Annotated in this window: 14 protein-coding genes; 9 read left to right on the top strand and 5 right to left on the bottom strand. The window is 39.1% G+C overall.

Annotated features, from left to right (window positions below; translation table 11 throughout):
* Positions 1-10 precede the first annotated feature (10 nt).
* From ABID39_RS00215 to ispG, 6 genes are all read left to right on the top strand, one after another.
* Positions 11-922, top strand: coding sequence for a F0F1 ATP synthase subunit gamma (locus tag ABID39_RS00215; RefSeq protein ID WP_354184862.1), 912 nt, complete (start codon positions 11-13; stop codon positions 920-922).
* A 19-nt stretch (positions 923-941) separates the two neighbouring features.
* Positions 942-2,534: a F0F1 ATP synthase subunit beta gene (atpD, locus tag ABID39_RS00210; RefSeq protein ID WP_354184860.1), complete on the top strand. Its 1,593-nt coding sequence runs from the start codon at positions 942-944 to the stop codon at positions 2,532-2,534.
* A 71-nt stretch (positions 2,535-2,605) separates the two neighbouring features.
* On the top strand, positions 2,606-3,022 hold the full coding sequence (atpC, locus tag ABID39_RS00205; protein ID WP_354184858.1) for an ATP synthase F1 subunit epsilon: 417 nt from the start codon (positions 2,606-2,608) through the stop codon (positions 3,020-3,022).
* A 21-nt stretch (positions 3,023-3,043) separates the two neighbouring features.
* Positions 3,044-4,705, top strand: coding sequence for an MFS transporter (locus ABID39_RS00200; RefSeq protein WP_354184856.1), 1,662 nt, complete (start codon positions 3,044-3,046; stop codon positions 4,703-4,705).
* Positions 4,702-5,709 (top strand): HlyD family secretion protein, encoded by a 1,008-nt coding sequence (locus ABID39_RS00195; RefSeq protein ID WP_354184854.1) that lies wholly within the window; start codon positions 4,702-4,704, stop codon positions 5,707-5,709. Before ABID39_RS00200 ends, ABID39_RS00195 begins: the two co-directional genes overlap by 4 nt.
* A gap of 1,317 nt (positions 5,710-7,026) precedes the next feature.
* Entirely contained in the window at positions 7,027-8,268 is a 1,242-nt protein-coding gene (gene ispG / locus ABID39_RS00190) for a flavodoxin-dependent (E)-4-hydroxy-3-methylbut-2-enyl-diphosphate synthase (RefSeq protein WP_354184852.1), read from the top strand.
* A gap of 176 nt (positions 8,269-8,444) precedes the next feature.
* Here the strand turns inward: ispG and ABID39_RS00185 are convergent, their stop codons facing one another.
* Positions 8,445-9,347 (bottom strand): polyprenyl synthetase family protein, encoded by a 903-nt coding sequence (locus tag ABID39_RS00185; RefSeq protein WP_354184850.1) that lies wholly within the window; start codon positions 9,345-9,347, stop codon positions 8,445-8,447.
* 445 nt (positions 9,348-9,792) lie between these two features.
* On the opposite strand from ABID39_RS00185, the gene rpmF reads away from it, so the two are divergent.
* The gene (gene rpmF, locus ABID39_RS00180; protein ID WP_011181291.1) at positions 9,793-9,972 is read left to right on the top strand and encodes a 50S ribosomal protein L32; all 180 of its coding nucleotides are present in this window, start codon (positions 9,793-9,795) and stop codon (positions 9,970-9,972) included.
* Between the two features lie 529 nt (positions 9,973-10,501).
* Here the strand turns inward: rpmF and ABID39_RS00175 are convergent.
* The 3 genes from ABID39_RS00175 to ABID39_RS00165 form a co-directional block, all read right to left on the bottom strand.
* The gene (locus ABID39_RS00175; RefSeq protein WP_354184847.1) at positions 10,502-11,086 is read right to left on the bottom strand and encodes a CarD family transcriptional regulator; all 585 of its coding nucleotides are present in this window, start codon (positions 11,084-11,086) and stop codon (positions 10,502-10,504) included.
* 295 nt (positions 11,087-11,381) lie between these two features.
* On the bottom strand, positions 11,382-11,720 hold the full coding sequence (gene fdxA, locus ABID39_RS00170) for a ferredoxin FdxA (protein ID WP_354184845.1): 339 nt from the start codon (positions 11,718-11,720) through the stop codon (positions 11,382-11,384).
* 41 nt (positions 11,721-11,761) lie between these two features.
* Positions 11,762-13,312 carry a hypothetical protein gene (locus ABID39_RS00165; RefSeq protein ID WP_354184843.1) on the bottom strand — a complete coding sequence of 517 codons (1,551 nt, stop codon included), beginning with the start codon at positions 13,310-13,312 and terminating at the stop codon, positions 11,762-11,764.
* 606 nt (positions 13,313-13,918) lie between these two features.
* Between ABID39_RS00165 and ABID39_RS00160 the strand changes: the two genes are divergently transcribed.
* A complete protein-coding gene (locus tag ABID39_RS00160; RefSeq protein WP_354184841.1) occupies positions 13,919-14,830 on the top strand; it encodes an RNA polymerase factor sigma-32 in 912 nt (303 codons plus the stop codon).
* A gap of 290 nt (positions 14,831-15,120) precedes the next feature.
* Here ABID39_RS00160 and ABID39_RS00155 read toward each other — a convergent pair whose 3' ends face one another.
* Positions 15,121-16,680 carry a M48 family metalloprotease gene (locus ABID39_RS00155; RefSeq protein ID WP_354184839.1) on the bottom strand — a complete coding sequence of 520 codons (1,560 nt, stop codon included), beginning with the start codon at positions 16,678-16,680 and terminating at the stop codon, positions 15,121-15,123.
* Positions 16,681-16,867: 187 nt separating this feature from the next.
* Between ABID39_RS00155 and ABID39_RS00150 the strand changes: the two genes are divergently transcribed.
* Positions 16,868-17,503, top strand: a complete 636-nt coding sequence (locus tag ABID39_RS00150) for a thiamine diphosphokinase (RefSeq protein ID WP_354184837.1) — start codon at positions 16,868-16,870, stop codon at positions 17,501-17,503.
* Positions 17,504-17,556: the final 53 nt, after the last annotated feature.

Below are 17,556 nucleotides of genomic sequence, written 5' to 3'. Positions count from 1 at the left end.
GAATGCTTAAATGGCGTCGTTGAAGGATTTTAGAGACCGTATCGCTTCGGTGAAGGCAACACAGAAGATCACTAAAGCCATGCAAATGGTGGCTGCGGCAAAGTTACACCGTGCGCAAGAGGCGGCTCAGTCTGCGCGTCCTTATGCGCAGAGAATGGCTGATATTTTAACAAGTGTTGCTGTAGATGTTGATTCTGTTGATGCTCCACCCCTTATGCGCGGGACAGGTCAGGATGATGTACATCTCTTGGTGGTTTGTACTGCTGAGCGGGGATTGTGTGGTGCTTTTAATGTGCAGATTGCGCGTCGTGCCCGTGAACATATTAAGACACTCCTTGCTGCTGGTAAAATCGTTAAAATTTTAACTGTAGGTAAAAAGGGAGCGGATATTTTATCGCGTGATTATAAAGCTTTTATGATTGATCATATCGATTTGCATTCTGTGAAGCGTGTTGGTTTTGCAGAAGCGGCGATGATTGGTCAACGGATTATTGATTTATTCAATGAGGGGGCTTTTGATGTATGTACCCTGTTTTATTCTCAATTTGTTTCGGTGATTTGTCAGCAGCCAACAGCTTTTAACTTGATACCCATGCTTCCTTCCAAAGAAGCGGTTGAGGTGGTAGGGGCTGTCGAAAAAACAGATCAAAGAAAAGATTTACAATCAGTTGTTTATGATTATGAGCCTGATGCAGCGTCTCTTTTGGAAACACTTGTGCTACGTAATCTTTCCGTGCAAATTTTTCGTGCTTTGCTTGAAAATGTTGCTGGTGAAATGGGTGCTAAGATGACTGCTATGGATAATGCATCGCGCAATGCCGGTGAAATGATTAATAAGTTGACGGTGGCTTATAATCGTCAGCGTCAAGCACAAATCACAACGGAATTGATCGAAATTATTGCGGGCGCTGAAGCGCTTTAAATTGAAAAGGTAAGAATTGATGGTAAAAGCAGCGACGTCAAGTAAGGAAGCAGGAAAAGTCGAAAAAAATAAAACGACTGCTCGTTCAGGTGCGAAAAAAAACACCTCAAAATCGCAAACTAGTATAAAGGATTCTTCAGGTCCTGTACATTCTTCCCCTAAAAAAGATACGCGCGAAAAAGGAGCAGTTGGGCAGATCAAACAGGTTATTGGTGCTATCGTTGATGTGCAGTTTGAAGGTGCGTTGCCCAATATTCTTAATGCCTTAGAAACAGATAATTTAGGGAATCGACTGGTTTTGGAAGTTGCTCAACATTTGGGTGAAAATACAGTCCGTACAATTGCTATGGATACCACTGATGGTCTTGTTCGTGGTCAAAAGGTTTTTGATACAGGGGCACAGATCAGTGTTCCTGTTGGGGAAGCGACACTTGGTCGTATCATGAATGTGATTGGAGAACCGGTTGATAACGTCGGGCCTATTGCAGCCAAAAAAATCCGTTCTATTCACCAAGAAGCTCCTGAATATGTTGAACAGTCAACTGTCTCGGAAATTCTTGTCACTGGTATTAAGGTTGTTGATTTGTTGGCGCCTTATTCTAAAGGTGGTAAAATTGGTTTGTTTGGTGGTGCTGGGGTTGGCAAAACTGTTCTTATTATGGAGCTTATCAACAATATTGCAAAAGCGCATGGTGGGTATTCCGTGTTTGCTGGCGTTGGAGAACGTACACGTGAAGGAAATGATCTCTATTATGAAATGATCGAAAGCCGTGTTAATGTGAATCCAAGAGAGAATAATGGCTCAACAGAAGGGTCAAAATGTGCGCTTGTCTATGGACAGATGAATGAGCCACCAGGAGCACGTGCACGTGTGGCTCTTTCAGGATTGACGATAGCAGAAAGTTTCCGTGATGAGGGGCAGGATGTTCTCTTCTTCGTGGATAATATTTTCCGTTTTACCCAAGCTGGTGCTGAAGTGTCAGCTCTTTTGGGGCGTATCCCTTCTGCTGTGGGATATCAACCAACTTTGGCAACCGATATGGGGGCTTTGCAAGAGCGTATTACCAGCACAAAAACAGGGTCTATTACCTCTGTGCAGGCGATCTATGTTCCTGCCGATGATTTAACGGACCCAGCGCCTGCAACATCTTTTGCACACTTGGATGCAACAACGGTTCTTTCGCGTTCGATTGCTGAAAAGGGAATTTATCCGGCAGTTGATCCATTGGATTCTTTTTCACGCATGTTGGATCCATTGGTCGTGGGAGAAGAGCATTATAGTGTTGCTTGCCAAGTACAAACCATTTTACAACGTTATAGAGCACTGCAAGATATTATTGCTATTCTTGGAATGGATGAACTTTCTGAAGATGATAAGCTTCTGGTGGGGCGTGCACGTAAGATTGAACGTTTCCTTTCGCAACCTTTCCATGTGGCTGAAGCTTTTACGGGTTCACCTGGCAAACTCGTTCCTTTGGAAGAGACAATCAAAGGCTTTAAAGGTCTTTGTGCTGGTGATTATGATGACTTGCCCGAAGCAGCTTTTTATATGGTTGGTTCGATTGATGAAGTCATTGAAAAGGGAAAGCGTCTTATTGCAGAGGCTTCTTGATAAGAAGAGATCTGTGATAGATGCTATAAAGAGGGCATCTTGGCCTTGTGTCGAGCATTGTGGAGATTTTTGTGGAACACAATAGAGAAGAGCATTTTTTGTTTGAACTTGTGTCACCTGAAAAGATTGTATTTTCAGAGCAGGTGATATCTGTTGTTCTTCCTTCAGCATCAGGTGCTTTGACAGTGATGGCGCGTCATGCACCTTTGGTTGCAAGCATTGCATTAGGAAGTGTTCGCGTTCGTACCTCTTTAGGGGAAAAGCTGTTTGCTGTTTGCGGAGGCGTTGCTAATATTACCTTTTCAAGGTGTTCTCTTTTGGTAGAGCACGTTGTTGCTGTTGAGCATCTTTCTTTTGATATGTTGGAGCAGAAGATTTTGCAAGTGCAGGCGACGTTAGGCGGGGATTCAAGTGATGAAGAAAATCATAAAATAGAGGCGTTTTTTCATCAATTGACAACAGCGGGTGATATGTCGATAGAGTCATAAAGGTTATACAGGAAAAGCGACATGGGCGGCAAAAAAAGTACGGTTATGTCTGCTAAAAGGGGAGGAAAACCTTTTCCGCGTCCAGGACTTATTTTTGCTGGACCTTTGCCAAAGTGTTTCGTCTATATTCTTGCTTCTTTTATTTTGCAATGGGCTTATGGTTTAGGGGCAAATGTTGTTCAGTCTAACATTGTTCATCTTATCGGAGATTTTCACGCAACTTTAGCTGAAACAACATGGTTGGTTGCTGCGTATATGGCTCCAAACGTAAGTGTTGCGATCATGTTGATCAAAATCCGCTACCAGTTTGGGCTTCGTGCTTTTGCCGAGTTATCAATCCTTGGGTTCGTGTTGGTTTGTGTTTTTCAGCTTTTTGTCACGGATTTGCGTTCTGCATTGATCATTCGCTTTTTTGCTGGTATTGCTGCGGCGCCATTGGCTTCGCTCGCGCTTCTTTATATGATGGAGGCTTTTGCACCAGCAAAAAAATTTACTATTGGTCTTAGTTTGAATTATATGAATGCGGCTTTAGCTGCACCGTTATCACGTTTGATTTCACCTGATTTGTTAGAAAGTGGAGGATTTTTAAGCCTTTCAGCAATGGAAATGGGCTTGGTTCTTCTCAGTTTGGGGTGTATTTACGCTCTTCCACTGACCCCTGTTGTACGCAACAAGGTTATTCAGAAATTAGATTGGGTAAGTTATAGTCTCATTGCATTTGGTCTTGGAATCAATGCAGTGATTATGTCTGTTGGAATATTATATTGGTGGTATGAAGCGCCATGGATTGGTTGGGGATTTGCGCTTGCTATTTGCTCTTTGGTCATTGCGACTATGATTGAACTGAATAGAGAAAATCCTTTGATTGATTTACGTTGGATTTTCAGTAAAGAAATGATCCAATCTGTTTTCATTTTGTTCGTATTTCACGTTTTTTTACTAGAGAGATCAACATTAGCTGCAGGTTTTTTTAATCTTTTTGGTTTGTTAAATCGTGAGATGGCGCCCATGTATTTGGCAATTATCTTGGGTGCTCTTTTAGGAGGTGGGGTTTGTGTCTTTTTTTTACGTGTTGGGCGTGAAGATTATTTTTATCTTTTATCTTTAGGATGTTTGGCACTCGGCGCTTATTTGGATAGCCATGTAAACCACTTAACGCGCCCTCAAGATATGATGTTGAGCCAATGTTTGATAAGTTTTAGCTACGCACTCTTTTTACCTCCTGTTCTTTCTAAGGGCTTTGTGATATCTGGTGCACGAGGACCGCGTTATGTCTTGAGTTTTATTGCTGTGCTTCTGTTGACACAAGTAACAGGTGGTTTGATGGGGTCCGCTTTGTTTGAAAGCTTACAATTCTTTTTTGCTCATAAGAATTTTGAGTCTTTAACACAAAATATTTTTATTATAAGCCCTCTCATTTCAGAAGAAGATAATACTCTTTTTTCATCCACTTATGGTGCTTATTCTTCTCATATCTTGGGCAGCGAACAAGGGAAAACTATGCTGATTGAAAAGTTGAAGTTAACAGCAAATATTTTTGCTTATGGCGATGTTTTTCGGCTTTATTTTTATATTTCTACGGTTGTATTTCTCGTTTTTCTTACCAAAATGCTTGTACAATCATGCTCTTGGCGTGTATGTGAAAAGCAGGGATCTGTCATAAAAGGGGAGTGCAAAAAATGATAAAAGCATTACGGTCAAGAGCTACGCTTATTGCATTTTTTTCAGGTGTTATTGGTATTTTGCTGATTTTATGGGCTTGGAAACTTCCACCTTTTGTCAGTACAATTCAAATCACAGATAATGCTTCAATTAAAGGCGATGTAACTCTGGTCAGTTCACAGATTTCTGGGGTGATTTCACGAATTTATGTGCAAGATTATCAGAGAGTTGAAAAAGGAATGCTATTATTTGAACTCGATGATTCTATCTTTCAACAACAACTTGCACGGGCGCAGGCTATTTTGGATTCAAAAAATGCAAAACTTGCAAGTATTATATTACAGGCACAGATTTTGCAGGGAGAAATTAATACCGTAGAAGCTGAATTAGCACGTTCGCGAGCATTCTCTCATGGGTTGTCTGAAAACAAAAAAATGGGCTTTAATGATGCAGTCAATACTGTTTCTCGTCCTCTTTCTCAATTATTAGCAACGCTTGAAACAAAACGACAATTGCAAAAAAAATTGGATCTTGAACGGCAAAGTATACAGTCAGAAGTTGCTGGCGCAAAGGTTGGTGTAGAAACAGCTAAGCTCAATTTGAATCATACTAAGATTGTATCTCCTAGAACTGGACATGTGGGATTAATTGGAGCGCGGGTAGGACAATATGTTTCACCGGGCACGCAATTGGTGTCAGTAATTTCTGATGATATTTGGATTATTGCTAATTATAAAGAAACGCAGCTTTTTAAGATGCGTGTGGGACAGCCTGTTATCTTTTCTGTTGATGCATTGAACAATCAGAAATTAACAGGTCGTGTGGTTCGTTTCGCACCTGCAACAGGTTCGGAATTTTCACTGTTAAAAACCGATGCTGCAATTGGTAATTTCATTAAAATTGCACAACGTGTTTCCGTACGGATTGCGTTAGATCCTGGACAGAAGGGGGCTGAAAAGCTCATCCCTGGTATGTCTGTTGTTACATATGTGGATACTGCGCAACACAATGCTTCCGGAGGATAAAATTTTGGGTCTGTTAAGTTTGATGTTTATACCTTTTGCTTATAACAAGTCGATATTCGCTATAGAGGATTTTATTTGGTTTATCATAATACATCTCTTTAAATTCTTATATGCATTACTGTAAAGTTTGATCTTTCAGCCCCCCATACAAGGGGCATGCAAGCATCTTAAAAGATAGTTTCGTTTCATTTTTCTTGTGTATCGTTCAAATGTAAAGTGGAGCGATATATTTGAGAAGGATTCTTGTCTATAGAATCTATGAAGGGCAATGTATTGATTGATTATGGTTATTCAGCATTTTTTCTATTCAATGAGAGTTTTGAATATTGTGCAATTTTCTTCTTTTAAGGTTGTTTACATTGGATAAAAAACTGTCTGTTTACACGTCACAAATGAGCTTGGTGGTTGAGTAAAAACTAAAAAGAGTTCAAAATGCCTTTTGTGCAATGTCTAACAAGGGGTAAAATGCTATGGAGGTGGCAAAGTGAATAATGGTGCTGTCTTTTATACTCTATCTGGCTTATACCTCTACAGGTAAAGCCTATAAGTGGGCAGCAGAAGGGATGTTGCCAAGAACCCCTTATTTATTTCATCTGCAAACTGCTCACAAAAGAGATTAGGGTGGAAAATATCATGTGCTAAGTCGTACGCATGGCATTGGTTTCTTCTTCATCAAGAGACAGTTTATGACAAGCAATGTTTCTCATAAAAATACATGGAACAAAGTGTGAAAAATGCCCGAGTTAAAGTGGGAACTTAAAAGGTTGAAGCTGAGTGGGAACTAAAAGGGCTGACTGTATTGGTTAGGTTTTGCGTATCAGAAAGAAGCCAGTGAGAACTATCCTCTCAGTCAATGTAAGCATTGTTTTAGGGTCTTCTTTTTATTTAACGCTATAGCGTGTTAACTGAGGTGGTAAAGAGCGTAAAGGCTTTTTTATTTCTATGTATCAAATATGTCAGAGATATTTTCAAAGTTATCTTATAAGAATATCAATGATTCATTAAGACAAGTTCATTTTTTAATTGTGCAATATGCTTTTTAATTTTAGCATTCTTGGTGTAGGTTGAAAGTCGATACATTTGTTGACTTCTTCAGTACTATATTGCTTTACGAAAATTCGAATTGTGTTTTGAGTTTTGTTATAACTGCTTGAAAATTGAAAGGTTGCATCGATTGTATTGCTTATCAGACGGCGGCGGAAATCAAAAGCTTCGGCTTTATAAAGCATTTCTTCTATTCATTTTTTAAATTGTACTTTGAAAACCGTTGCCATAAATGATGATCGATAACATAAGCTTTGAAAATTTGAGGACTTGATGAGCACCGCGTATTCTTTATCTAAACCTTTTGAGCGTCGTCAGTCTGTTGCTGTTGCGGTGGGTGATGTCTTGGTTGGTGGTTATAACCCGATTGTTGTTCAATCAATGACAAATACTGATACTGCCGATGTTGATGCAACTGTTGCACAAGTTGCTGCTCTTTGGAATGCTGGTTCCCAATTGGTTCGGATCACTGTTGATCGTGATGAAGCGGCAGTGGCTGTGCCAAAAATACAGGAGAGATTGGAACGGCTAGGCTATTTTGTACCGTTGGTGGGGGATTTTCATTATATCGGTCACAAACTTTTATCAGAAAATCCTGCTTGTGCTGAGGCTCTTGCAAAATATCGTATTAATCCTGGAAATGTCGGTTTTGGCGCAAAAAAAGATCGTCAATTTGCAGAAATTATTGAGATTGCTTGTCGGTATCGTAAACCTATTCGCATTGGGGTGAATTGGGGGTCCCTTGATAATGTGTTGTTGACACGGCTTATGGATGAAAATGCTCAGCAGAAAAATCCCTTGTCTGTTGAGGAAGTCATGCGGGAAGCTGTTGTGCAGTCAGCTTTACATTCCGCTACGTTTGCTGAAGAACTAGGGTTGGAGCATAATAAAATTATCCTTTCTGCTAAGGTGAGTGATGTTCAAAACCTTATTGCTGTCTACAGTACTTTGGCAGGGCGTTGTGATTATGCTCTTCATTTAGGATTAACAGAAGCAGGGATGGGAACAAAAGGTGTTGTTGCATCTTCAGTAGCCTTGGGAATTTTGTTACAGCAAGGCATTGGAGATACTATTCGTATTTCATTAACACCTGAACCCGGTGGAGATCGGACACGGGAAGTAAAGGTGGGGCAAGAACTTTTGCAAGTAATGGGATTTCGGCAGTTTTTGCCTGTCGTTGCTGCTTGTCCTGGATGTGGGCGCACAACCTCGACAGTGTTTCAACAATTGGCGCAAAAAATTGAAGCGGATTTATACAAAAATATGCCCGTATGGCGCCAAAAATATCCTGGTGTTGAAAGTTTGAAAGTTGCTGTGATGGGATGTATCGTCAATGGACCAGGAGAATCAAAACATGCTGATATTGGAATTTCTTTGCCTGGAGTGGGGGAAAGTCCTGCAGCACCCGTTTTTATTGAGGGGAAAAAGGTAAAAACTTTGCGGGGTGAACATATTGCCGAGGAATTTGAAGCTCTTTTAAGCGATTATATTCATACACGATTTAGACAAGGTTAAAAAAATCCCTAAATAGCTCTTTTCTTCTTATCCAGAATATAAAAATCAATATATTGTAGGAAAAATATATCGTAGGAAATAAAGAATATTTTTTTCTCAAGAGAGGTAAAAGATCAATTCAAAATCTAGAGAAGCTTTTGTTTCTTATGGCGTTTTGTTATTAGAAGATGAATTTTTTAGTTTTTGCGTGTTGCACTAAAACGTGCTGCTTGTCGGAGCGGTTTTGCTTTGGCGCCAAAAGGAAGAAGAAGCTCTTCTGCTTTCATAATGAATTCGTCTCGCTTTTTTTGTGTTTCTTCAATGCCATAGAAATGAACAAAAGTTGCTTTATGTGCAGTTGCATCTTTACCGGCCGTTTTTCCTAAAACTTCAGTGCTGACGGTTACATCGAGAAGATCATCTGTCAATTGAAATGCTAAACCAAGATATTTTCCAAAAGAAGCAAGTTTTTTCGTCAATTCTTTTGAAGCATTGCCTATAATGCCTCCTGCTTGACAAGCAAAGCTTATAAGAGCTGCTGTTTTCATGTGTTGTAGAGTTATAATGTTGTTGCTTTCTTGCTGCTTCCTTTCTGCTTCAATATCAAGCTGTTGACCACCTACCATACCACCAAGCCCTGCAGATTGTGCAAGAATTGTGATCAGTTTTATTCTCGTGTCAAAAGGTAGGATACAGGCTTTATTAGCAATAATTTCAAACGCAAATGTCAAGAGAGCATTGCCGGCTAAAATTGCTGTTGCTTCATTGAATGCTACGTGCACGGTGGGTTTCCCGCGTCTCAATGAGTCGTTATCCATGGCGGGAAGATCATCATGAATAAGCGAATAACAATGGACACATTCTAAGGCACACGCAACATCAAGAACATGTTCAGTAGGGATATCAAAGAGCGCGGCACTTTGAATCATCAGAAAAGGACGTAGGCGTTTTCCACCATTCAGCACACCGTGACGCATGGCTTTGATCAAAATTTCAGGACGAGCAATTTCACCATTTTGAACTTGATCACTGAGCAATCTGTCAAGTCGTCTTTCAACAATGTTGCCATGTTTTGCAAGAAGAGTGGTGAATTCGTGCATTCTTGCTTCCTTATATTTTTGCAAAATGAAATCTTGAAATTTACAAGAGAGAGGGTGTCGCTTTTTCTTGTTTTAGTCAATTGATAATAGGTTTCTTATTCAAAAATTAAGCTTCTCTTACTTGGTACTTATACATAATGTATGCGGAATTCCCTGTAAAAGCCAAATAAAAATTCATTGAAAGTTTCATGAAGGTCTTCATGCGTGTATAAAACGAATAACTCTTCATAAAAGTATTATCATTTCATAAAAGCATTGTCATTTTGACAGCATTTGGGGATAATACTGTTATCACTTCTGGTAATTATATTACCCGTTTATACCTATTTGGGTATTGCCTCTTCTTGTTTATCGGTGTATAAAGTACTCGATTTTCTGATTTTTGATACAGGCTGTGTCATTTTGATGCTGCCTCTTCTTTTTTTTGGATTTGGAGTGTCTCTTTATGGCTGTACCTAAACGAAAAACCTCTCCATCGAAGCGTGGTATGCGCCGTTCGGCTGATGCCCTTAAAGCGCCAACTTATATTGAGGATAAAAATTCCGGTGAGTTGCGTCGACCACATCATATTGATTTGAAAACGGGAATGTATCGCGGTCGTTCAGTTCTACCCGCTAAGGATTAAGAGTTTAAAACTCTAGCCAGTGTGGGGGGCGTTGCTGTTTCACAGTTCTCTATGTGCTCAGGCGGGCAGATCCTTCTTGTTGTCTGTTTGAATAGTATAGTGGCGATCAAGGTTTTCCATTATGTATGCGGTTAATTTTCTTGTTATTTTAATAGATAACTTGAATATTCACAGGTGCGTTTGTATTCACAGGTGGGTTTGTGTGGCATCTGTTGTGAGAAAATCCGATGAAATACCAGAATTGGTGCAATATGCTTGAAATACCTTGTCTTTTTCAATGACTCTCTTGAGAGGAATCAAAAGGAAGATTGAAATACTATTTTCGCATGGAATAGGGTACTACGTCATTACATTCATGCACCAATATTACACCCATGCACTAATGATGAAAAAAACATTTGGCAGATTTTTTATTCAGTGTTATTTTATCTGTGAAGCTTTATTGATAACAAAAAAATAAAACCAGCGTAATGCTGGTTTTATTTCATTATCAAAATATCTTGAACTCTTTATTTATGTCGTGCAAAATTTATGCAGCACACACAGCTTCATCACTTGCATTTGTTTTATTTCTTTCAGCTTCAAACTCGCGTTTTGGCTTTTTGGAAAGATGCATCTCTATGAGATTAATGGCTTCTGTTTCAGAAAGGCTATTAATAACAGCGATTTCACGTGCCATTCTGTCAAGTGCGGCAGTATAGAGTTGGCGCTCAGAATAAGACTGTTCAGGCTGTAGATTTGAGCGAAAAAGATCACGTACCACTTCAGCGATGCAAATAAGATCTCCTGAATTGATTTTAGCATCATATTCTTGTGCACGGCGAGACCACATAGTCCGTTTAATTCGCGCTTTTCCATGCAAGATTTTTAATGCACGTTCAACAGAATCAACAGCAGATAATTTACGCATTCCAACGGAAATAGCTTTTGCAATCGGCACTTTGACATCCATTTTATCTTTTGCAAAATGAATAACAAAAAGTTTTAATTTGTGTCCCGCAACCTCTTGATCTTCGATTGCTATAATTTGCCCTACTCCATGAGTAGGGTAAACGATATATTCAGAAGTTGCAAATCCTTTAGCGTTTGAGGACGTTCCGCGTTGGGATGCCATATCTTAGTTTTCTCCCTTTATGACCAACAAATGTATCGGAAAACAGGTCATAAACCTGAATGTTGAATGTTCTTAACTAAGTATATTAAGAATTGAATGAGTATAAAAGTTAAGTACTTTTAAATCAAACAAAAATACATTGGCTTTTTTGTAAAGCAATGGATAATACTTAGAAAGGTGATCATGTTGGAGTGACACTAACATCAAAATTCAAAAGAATCAATCATTTCACTTAAGAATTTTTATTTTTACAAGAGAATTTTTTAAATGTTTGAAGACGTGCGTTATATTGTTATTATTCACCACTTCCAGGATTTTCTGAAAAATACTTTTCTAATTTATTTGGAACGCCATCCATTTCTTTTGCTTGGGGAAGAGGATCTTTTCGGGTGGTCAAATTAGGCCATTTGTTGGCATAGTGAAGATTAAGTTCTAACCACTTTTCTAATCCAGGTTCGGTATCAGGTTTAATGGCTTCTGCAGGGCATTCTGGTTCGCATACACCACAGTCAATACACTCGTCAGGGTGAATGACAAGCATATTTTCACCTTCATAAAAACAATCGACAGGGCAAACTTCAACGCAATCGGTATATTTACAGTGAATGCAGTTGTCTGTCACTACATAAGCCAAGATCTAAACTCCATTCATTATTTTACTATTTATTCTTTATTTTAGTGCTCTTTGGAGGAAAATGTACCTTTACCATTATTATTTATGAGCTGATCGCGTAGTGCAGCTAATTTTGCAAAAGGGGAATCAGGATGAGATCGTTTCTCCTTGTGAAACGATTTATTATCCGCACGTTTTTTATGAGGGTTGTGAGACTTATGAGAATGTTTCGTATGGGAGGCGGTTTCTTGAGGGTTCTTTTCACCCATAGTTGGTGCTTTTTTAAAAGCTTTTTTCGGTTTATTTGACCCTTTTTGCCCAGATTTATCACGATTTTTGTGTGTTTGACGGTGATAGTGATAATGCCATAGGAGAATAACTTTATCTTCTTCTGCAGCAGGGTTTTGTTTGGCAAAATCACCAACAGGTTCAGCAGGTTGTAAACAATCTGTGCCATCGAGTTGTGTTTTAACACAAGGGAGCTCATCCTCTTTTTCTTTCTGGTTTGTTTCCGAGTCTCTTGTTGTTTGCCATGGGGTTCCTACCCATTCTGCCTCAGGAACAACCTGTGTTATTGTGCACTCATGAGTATGAGTAGAGGCTTTATTTTGCAGAAGATGTTGTTCAAGGGAAAGACTACTTATGGGTCGTGATTGATAACCAAGACCTTTTAGAATTTCTTCCATATCAGTGTTATTGGCTCCAAGAATCGACATCATTGCTGAGGTGACAAAAAAACTTTTGCCATCATAGGCGCCGTCGGGCTTTGGGTCACTTCCTTGTTTCCAATGGAGTGCAGGGCGGATCAGATTTGCAAGACGTTCCAAAATATCAATACGTACAGCACGCTGCCCTAAGATTCGGTATCCGGCTAATTGATAAAATTGGCGGTTATACGCAGGATCCACAGCAAGCGAGGTTCGTCCAGCAGACAAAGCTGCAAAAATTTCACCAAAACCAGATTGGTTATGCTCTTCATTTTGAAGCGTCCACAGTAACGTAATAGCTTGAACCGGAGCTGGCTTGAGCATTCCAGCGATATAGATATGGAAAGCACCAAAACGCACACCGAGTCGTCGCAACACAGCACGTGATGCTTGGTCAATATTTTTGACAATCTCTGAAACTTCTCGACGTGGTAAAATTCCTAAAGAGTTGACAAGTTTTACAGCAAGACTGCTCGTTAAATCCGTTAAACTATCTGCATCCCGTAAATCAAACAGCGGCTTTAAAGCCGTTTCAAAATGAAAAATTACAAAACGCTCTAGTCGCTTTATGACGTTATCGCGGGATTCTCCCATTAATTGCGTATCTGCTAAAAGAATGAGTTTGGGTTTAAAAAAATCCTCTGTGGCAACAAGTTGGCCAACGGGCTGGCCAATCCAGCGCACTATTCTATCCGAACTGAGAGTAAAATCGCCGTTAGAACAGGCACAAAGACGCTCTGCTCGTTTGGAAAAAGCAAGAACCAAATTTTCATTATCTATTAGGTTTTGTGTTTCAGTTGTTGGATCTGCATTGCTCTTGTTGGCATAAAAACGAAAACCTTCAAACTTGCCACTTGTGTGTTTTTCAATAAGAATATCATTTTGTTGAATAATCTTACTATCCATGATTATTTTCTCTCTCAGTGTTGCACTGGTAAAAAACTTATTTGTAACGATTCCATGATAGAATTGTTACAAAATTGCACTGTCCCTTTAGCACGTTTGTTGCGTTTTCTTCAATCATTCTTATGATTTTTGCTGCTTCTTTTTGTAGTTTTAAATTTTAGTTATTTTCTTTGTTATTCAGTTTTTATTCACTTTGATTGCTTTATATGTTTCTATGCACGTATTAATTGTAGTGTGAGACTGTAAGTATAGATAAATTTTTCATTTACAAAGGCAAGAAATTTGATGATCAAGTCAAATGGGTACTCTATTAATGAGTGCCCTATTTGTGTGATCATTTAATTTTTTCTGTTTATCATGAACAAGGTGAGGAGAGATCTTTTCCCGTATTTCATTGGATTGAGTGAATTATTCTGTTGTTATTTCATCGGTTAATCTTTGTTGTGAGATAATAAGTTTTATGATTGCAATAAAAAAACAATTGCGATTATAAAAATACACGTTAAAGTAGTGTATGCAAGATTAACAACTTTTACGTTCTTTTAAAAAAGAATGATGATGTCGTTACCAACTCAATTTTGATAATTTTAATCGCAAGGGGTTATTATGGGCAATCTTTCAAATGCTGTTTATAAAAGCAGCAAAAATTATAGCGACGCAGATAAAAGCTTGGGACGTAATATGATGCGTTCTGCTATGCAAGCGCCTTATCTTGAACGACAAAAAGAGCACGATCTAGCTCTGCGATGGAAGGATAAACGCGATGATGATGCTATGCATCAAATTGCAGCGGCTCATATGCGTTTGGTGATTGCGATTGCTAACCGTTTTAAACGTTTCAAAATGCCATTGGGCGATCTCGTACAAGAAGGGTATGTAGGCTTATTGGAAGCTGCCGCGCGTTTCGAGCCTGATCGGGAAGTCCGTTTTTCAACTTATGCAACATGGTGGATACGCGCTTCTATCCAAGATTATATTTTGCGAAATTGGTCTATTGTGCGAGGGGGAACCAGCTCATCGCAAAAAGCACTGTTCTTTAATCTTCGGCGCTTGCGAGCGAAGTTGGTGCAAGATGATAGTGCTCTGTCAAAACAAGATATCTTTCGCACAATCGCTGAAAAGCTTGGCGTTTCAGTCCGTGATGTTGAAACAATGGATTTTCGTTTTTCGAGTTCTGATAATTCCTTGAGTGTTTCTGTTTCTGAGAATGGTGATAATTCCATGGCAAAAATGGATGCTCTTGTGGATGATAGCCCTCTGCCGGATGCCTTAATTGAACAGGTCATTGATGGTCAACGGCGGACACAATGGCTTTATGATGCGTTGCAAATTCTTAATGAACGAGAGCTTGAAATTATTCGGTTTCGTCGTTTGAATGAAGAAGGAGCTACACTAGAAGTGTTGGGTGAAAAGTTAGGAATCTCAAAAGAACGAGTGCGACAAATTGAAGCACGGGCTTTGCAAAAGCTACGCTCTGCTTTACTTACGGTTCACTCAGAAGATGCTTATGACATATAAATCAAGTCTTATTAAGAACCAATGGGGCTAACAATAAGAAGTATGACAAGTGATATTTTCCTGTTTAACAGCTTACCCAACAGAGGCTTATGCTCTACAAATTCGAGGTTTTCGAGAAGCATGCATGGTATGGGGGAGAGAAATGGGAAGTATGAAAATGTGATGGAGTTTGGCTTCAAAGATTTCGGATTGGTGTGGGAAATGCTGCATATTGCAGAGGGGCATCAAAGAAGATGGCTCATCTCAAAGAAGAGAGAATCAAAATGCAGAAAATGATGAAGAGGGGTTTCTTATTCTGCGATAATTTTAACCTTTGTCCCTGTGCGTAAAGTTTGGGTTGGTGAAAGTCCATTAAGAATGCGAAAAAGTTTTTCTTTATGCGGTGTGTTTGGCATTTTATGTGCAAGGCTTGCAACGTTTTCTCCTTCTTGAACGCGTATAACTCTGATCCTCAAAGGTTTTAGCTTTTTTAATTGTGCGTATGAAAGGGGATGAAAACTTTCCACTGTTCTTTTAGCAATCTCTTCAAAATCTTGAGAATGATGTGGAGCAGCAGTTAGGAAACGAAAAACATGTTCGTTAAACAGAAGAACAACCACATCAAATTGCCACTGTTTATGGGCAGCATGGGCATGGGCGCCAGGTAAACCTTGGATAGTAATTGGGCTGATGGATGATTCATCTAACCCTATCATCCATCCACTTTTCAAATAATCGCTTGCAGATATTTCAGTAGGATTCGGTATAACATCAAAACGAATGGCAATTTTATCTGGTCCGCTAGCCCAAACAGTGCGTGCTGAATTTTCTATTATGAAATTGTTGGGAACAGAAAAAGTTACGCGAAATTGTGGGTGGATAAATTGGTTTCCTCGTACAAAGCCTGTATGAAAATTATCCCAAAAAATCATACCATCAATGCTCTTGAGGAAAGAATCATGATCAATGTTTTCTCTATGCGTTGTATTGACTTTATGGGGAGGTACCGCACTTATTTTATGCGCTTTTTGTCTCGCAAGATGAATCCGTTGCGGGGTGGTTGGATGCGTTTCTAGAAAATCTAAAGAGGTATTTGTCGTGCCTGAGATATTACGAAAAATACTATACGTTTCCATTGATTGGAGAAAACGTGAAGAAGCAAATGGGTCATATCCCGCTTGTTGAAGCATTTCGAGTGCAATTGAATCGGCTTCTAGTTCCTGATTGCGTGAAAATTGTGCGAGTTGTTTCCTATTTTTAAGAGGTGAGTGAAGTTTTCTGTCGGCGAGTGAGAGAGGATTGGACGATATGCGATTTGTCATCTGCAATTCGGCTTTTTTCTGCAGGCGTAAGATGCCGTGATTGGCTATAATATGAGCGATTTCATGTGCTAAAATTGCTGCAACTTCTGAGGTGTCATTGGTTAATGCAAGCATGCCGCGTGTGATATAAATAGAGCCATTGGGGAGGGCGAATGCATTAACGCTTTCTGAATTTAAAATTGTTACAGAATAGGTTTTGTAAGGATCCTGTGAAACAAGAGCAAGATTACGTACGATATTTGCTAACAAATGTTCAAGTTTTTGATTATGATATGTGCCGCCATATATTTTTAAAATACGGGAATGTTGTACAGCGCTTAATGTGACATAAATATTGTGTTTACTAGCATGCTTGATTCTTCCAGAGTTATCTAAAGAAGAGAGCATATCATGAGCGGAAAGGTATCGATGACAAGCAGAAAGGAGAAGGATGAAGCTTAGAAGAGTTGCTTTATATATTTTGGTGTGTAAAAGAAAGATTCTTTGAAAAACCGAGTTTTTCTGTGCATTATGTTGTGGGTTTTCTGAATGTATTTTAACAAATTTCATGTGTATCTTCGTAGGCATTTTTGACAATAAAGCTACCTATTTTTACAAAGAAGAGGCTTTATACACAGAGGCTTTTTGAAAGTTTTTTGAAGCTCTGTATCACGGTTATTATTTATAAAAACGGTTTTTTTTTCACAAGATTAAAGAAGATATGAAAGGAAGGTATTCCTGAAGGGCATAAAATAGCATGACAACATTTACGATATTGTTAAACGGAGATATTTGTATCACTGATCGTTTGCAGAATCAAATTTGCAACAGTCGTGTGATCGCTGCTGATGGGGGAATGCGTCATGCAGAATCCTTGCATGTGATTCCTGAATTGTGGTTGGGTGATTTTGATTCATCTGATCAGTTCTTAATAGACAAATATACTAATGTTCCTCGTGAGATTTTTCCTGCTGATAAGGATATGACCGATAGTGCTCTGGCATGTGAGAGAGCACTCAAAAATGGTGCTAAAAAGCTTATTTTATGCGGTGCTTTTGGAGGTGAAAGAAGCGATCATAGTCTTTCTCATATGACGCAAGCATTAATGATGGCCGAAAAAGGCATTTCAGTGTTATTAACAAGCGGTCTTGAAGAAGGATGGCCGGTTTTGCCAAAGCATTTTACTTATGATCTCCCTGATAATTGTTTGTTTAGTATTATAGGTTTCTCTGATTTACAAAGTTTGACACTTTCAGGAGTGAAATGGCCAGTCTGTGATAAAAATGTGCCATTTGGATCTTCTTTAACACTTTCTAATCATGTTTGTGGAACCTTTTCTTGTCATTTAGGTTTTGGAAGGGCTATACTGTTGGCATCTATACCTATTCCATAATAGCTCTTTCGGCATATTTGAATTAAGGCAAAGGGGGATAGAGTGATTAAGAG

This window comes from Bartonella japonica, from assembly GCF_040545385.1.
Lineage (GTDB): Bacteria > Pseudomonadota > Alphaproteobacteria > Rhizobiales > Rhizobiaceae > Bartonella > Bartonella japonica.
This window is presented reverse-complemented; position numbering and strand designations above follow the sequence as displayed.

Excerpts from the sequence above, each read along its gene's own strand:
- ABID39_RS00215 (WP_354184862.1), top strand. The coding sequence starts at position 11 with ATGGCGTCGTTGAAGGATTTTAGAGACCGTATCGCTTCGGTGAAGGCA.
- ABID39_RS00195 (WP_354184854.1), top strand. The coding sequence starts at position 4,702 with ATGATAAAAGCATTACGGTCAAGAGCTACGCTTATTGCATTTTTTTCA.
- atpD (WP_354184860.1), top strand. The coding sequence starts at position 942 with ATGGTAAAAGCAGCGACGTCAAGTAAGGAAGCAGGAAAAGTCGAAAAA.
- ABID39_RS00155 (WP_354184839.1), bottom strand. The coding sequence starts at position 16,680 with ATGAAATTTGTTAAAATACATTCAGAAAACCCACAACATAATGCACAG.
- ABID39_RS00175 (WP_354184847.1), bottom strand. The coding sequence starts at position 11,086 with ATGGCATCCCAACGCGGAACGTCCTCAAACGCTAAAGGATTTGCAACT.
- ABID39_RS00200 (WP_354184856.1), top strand. The coding sequence starts at position 3,044 with ATGGGCGGCAAAAAAAGTACGGTTATGTCTGCTAAAAGGGGAGGAAAA.
- ABID39_RS00185 (WP_354184850.1), bottom strand. The coding sequence starts at position 9,347 with ATGCACGAATTCACCACTCTTCTTGCAAAACATGGCAACATTGTTGAA.
- ABID39_RS00150 (WP_354184837.1), top strand. The coding sequence starts at position 16,868 with ATGACAACATTTACGATATTGTTAAACGGAGATATTTGTATCACTGAT.
- ABID39_RS00160 (WP_354184841.1), top strand. The coding sequence starts at position 13,919 with ATGGGCAATCTTTCAAATGCTGTTTATAAAAGCAGCAAAAATTATAGC.
- ispG (WP_354184852.1), top strand. The coding sequence starts at position 7,027 with ATGAGCACCGCGTATTCTTTATCTAAACCTTTTGAGCGTCGTCAGTCT.
- ABID39_RS00165 (WP_354184843.1), bottom strand. The coding sequence starts at position 13,312 with ATGGATAGTAAGATTATTCAACAAAATGATATTCTTATTGAAAAACAC.
- rpmF (WP_011181291.1), top strand. The coding sequence starts at position 9,793 with ATGGCTGTACCTAAACGAAAAACCTCTCCATCGAAGCGTGGTATGCGC.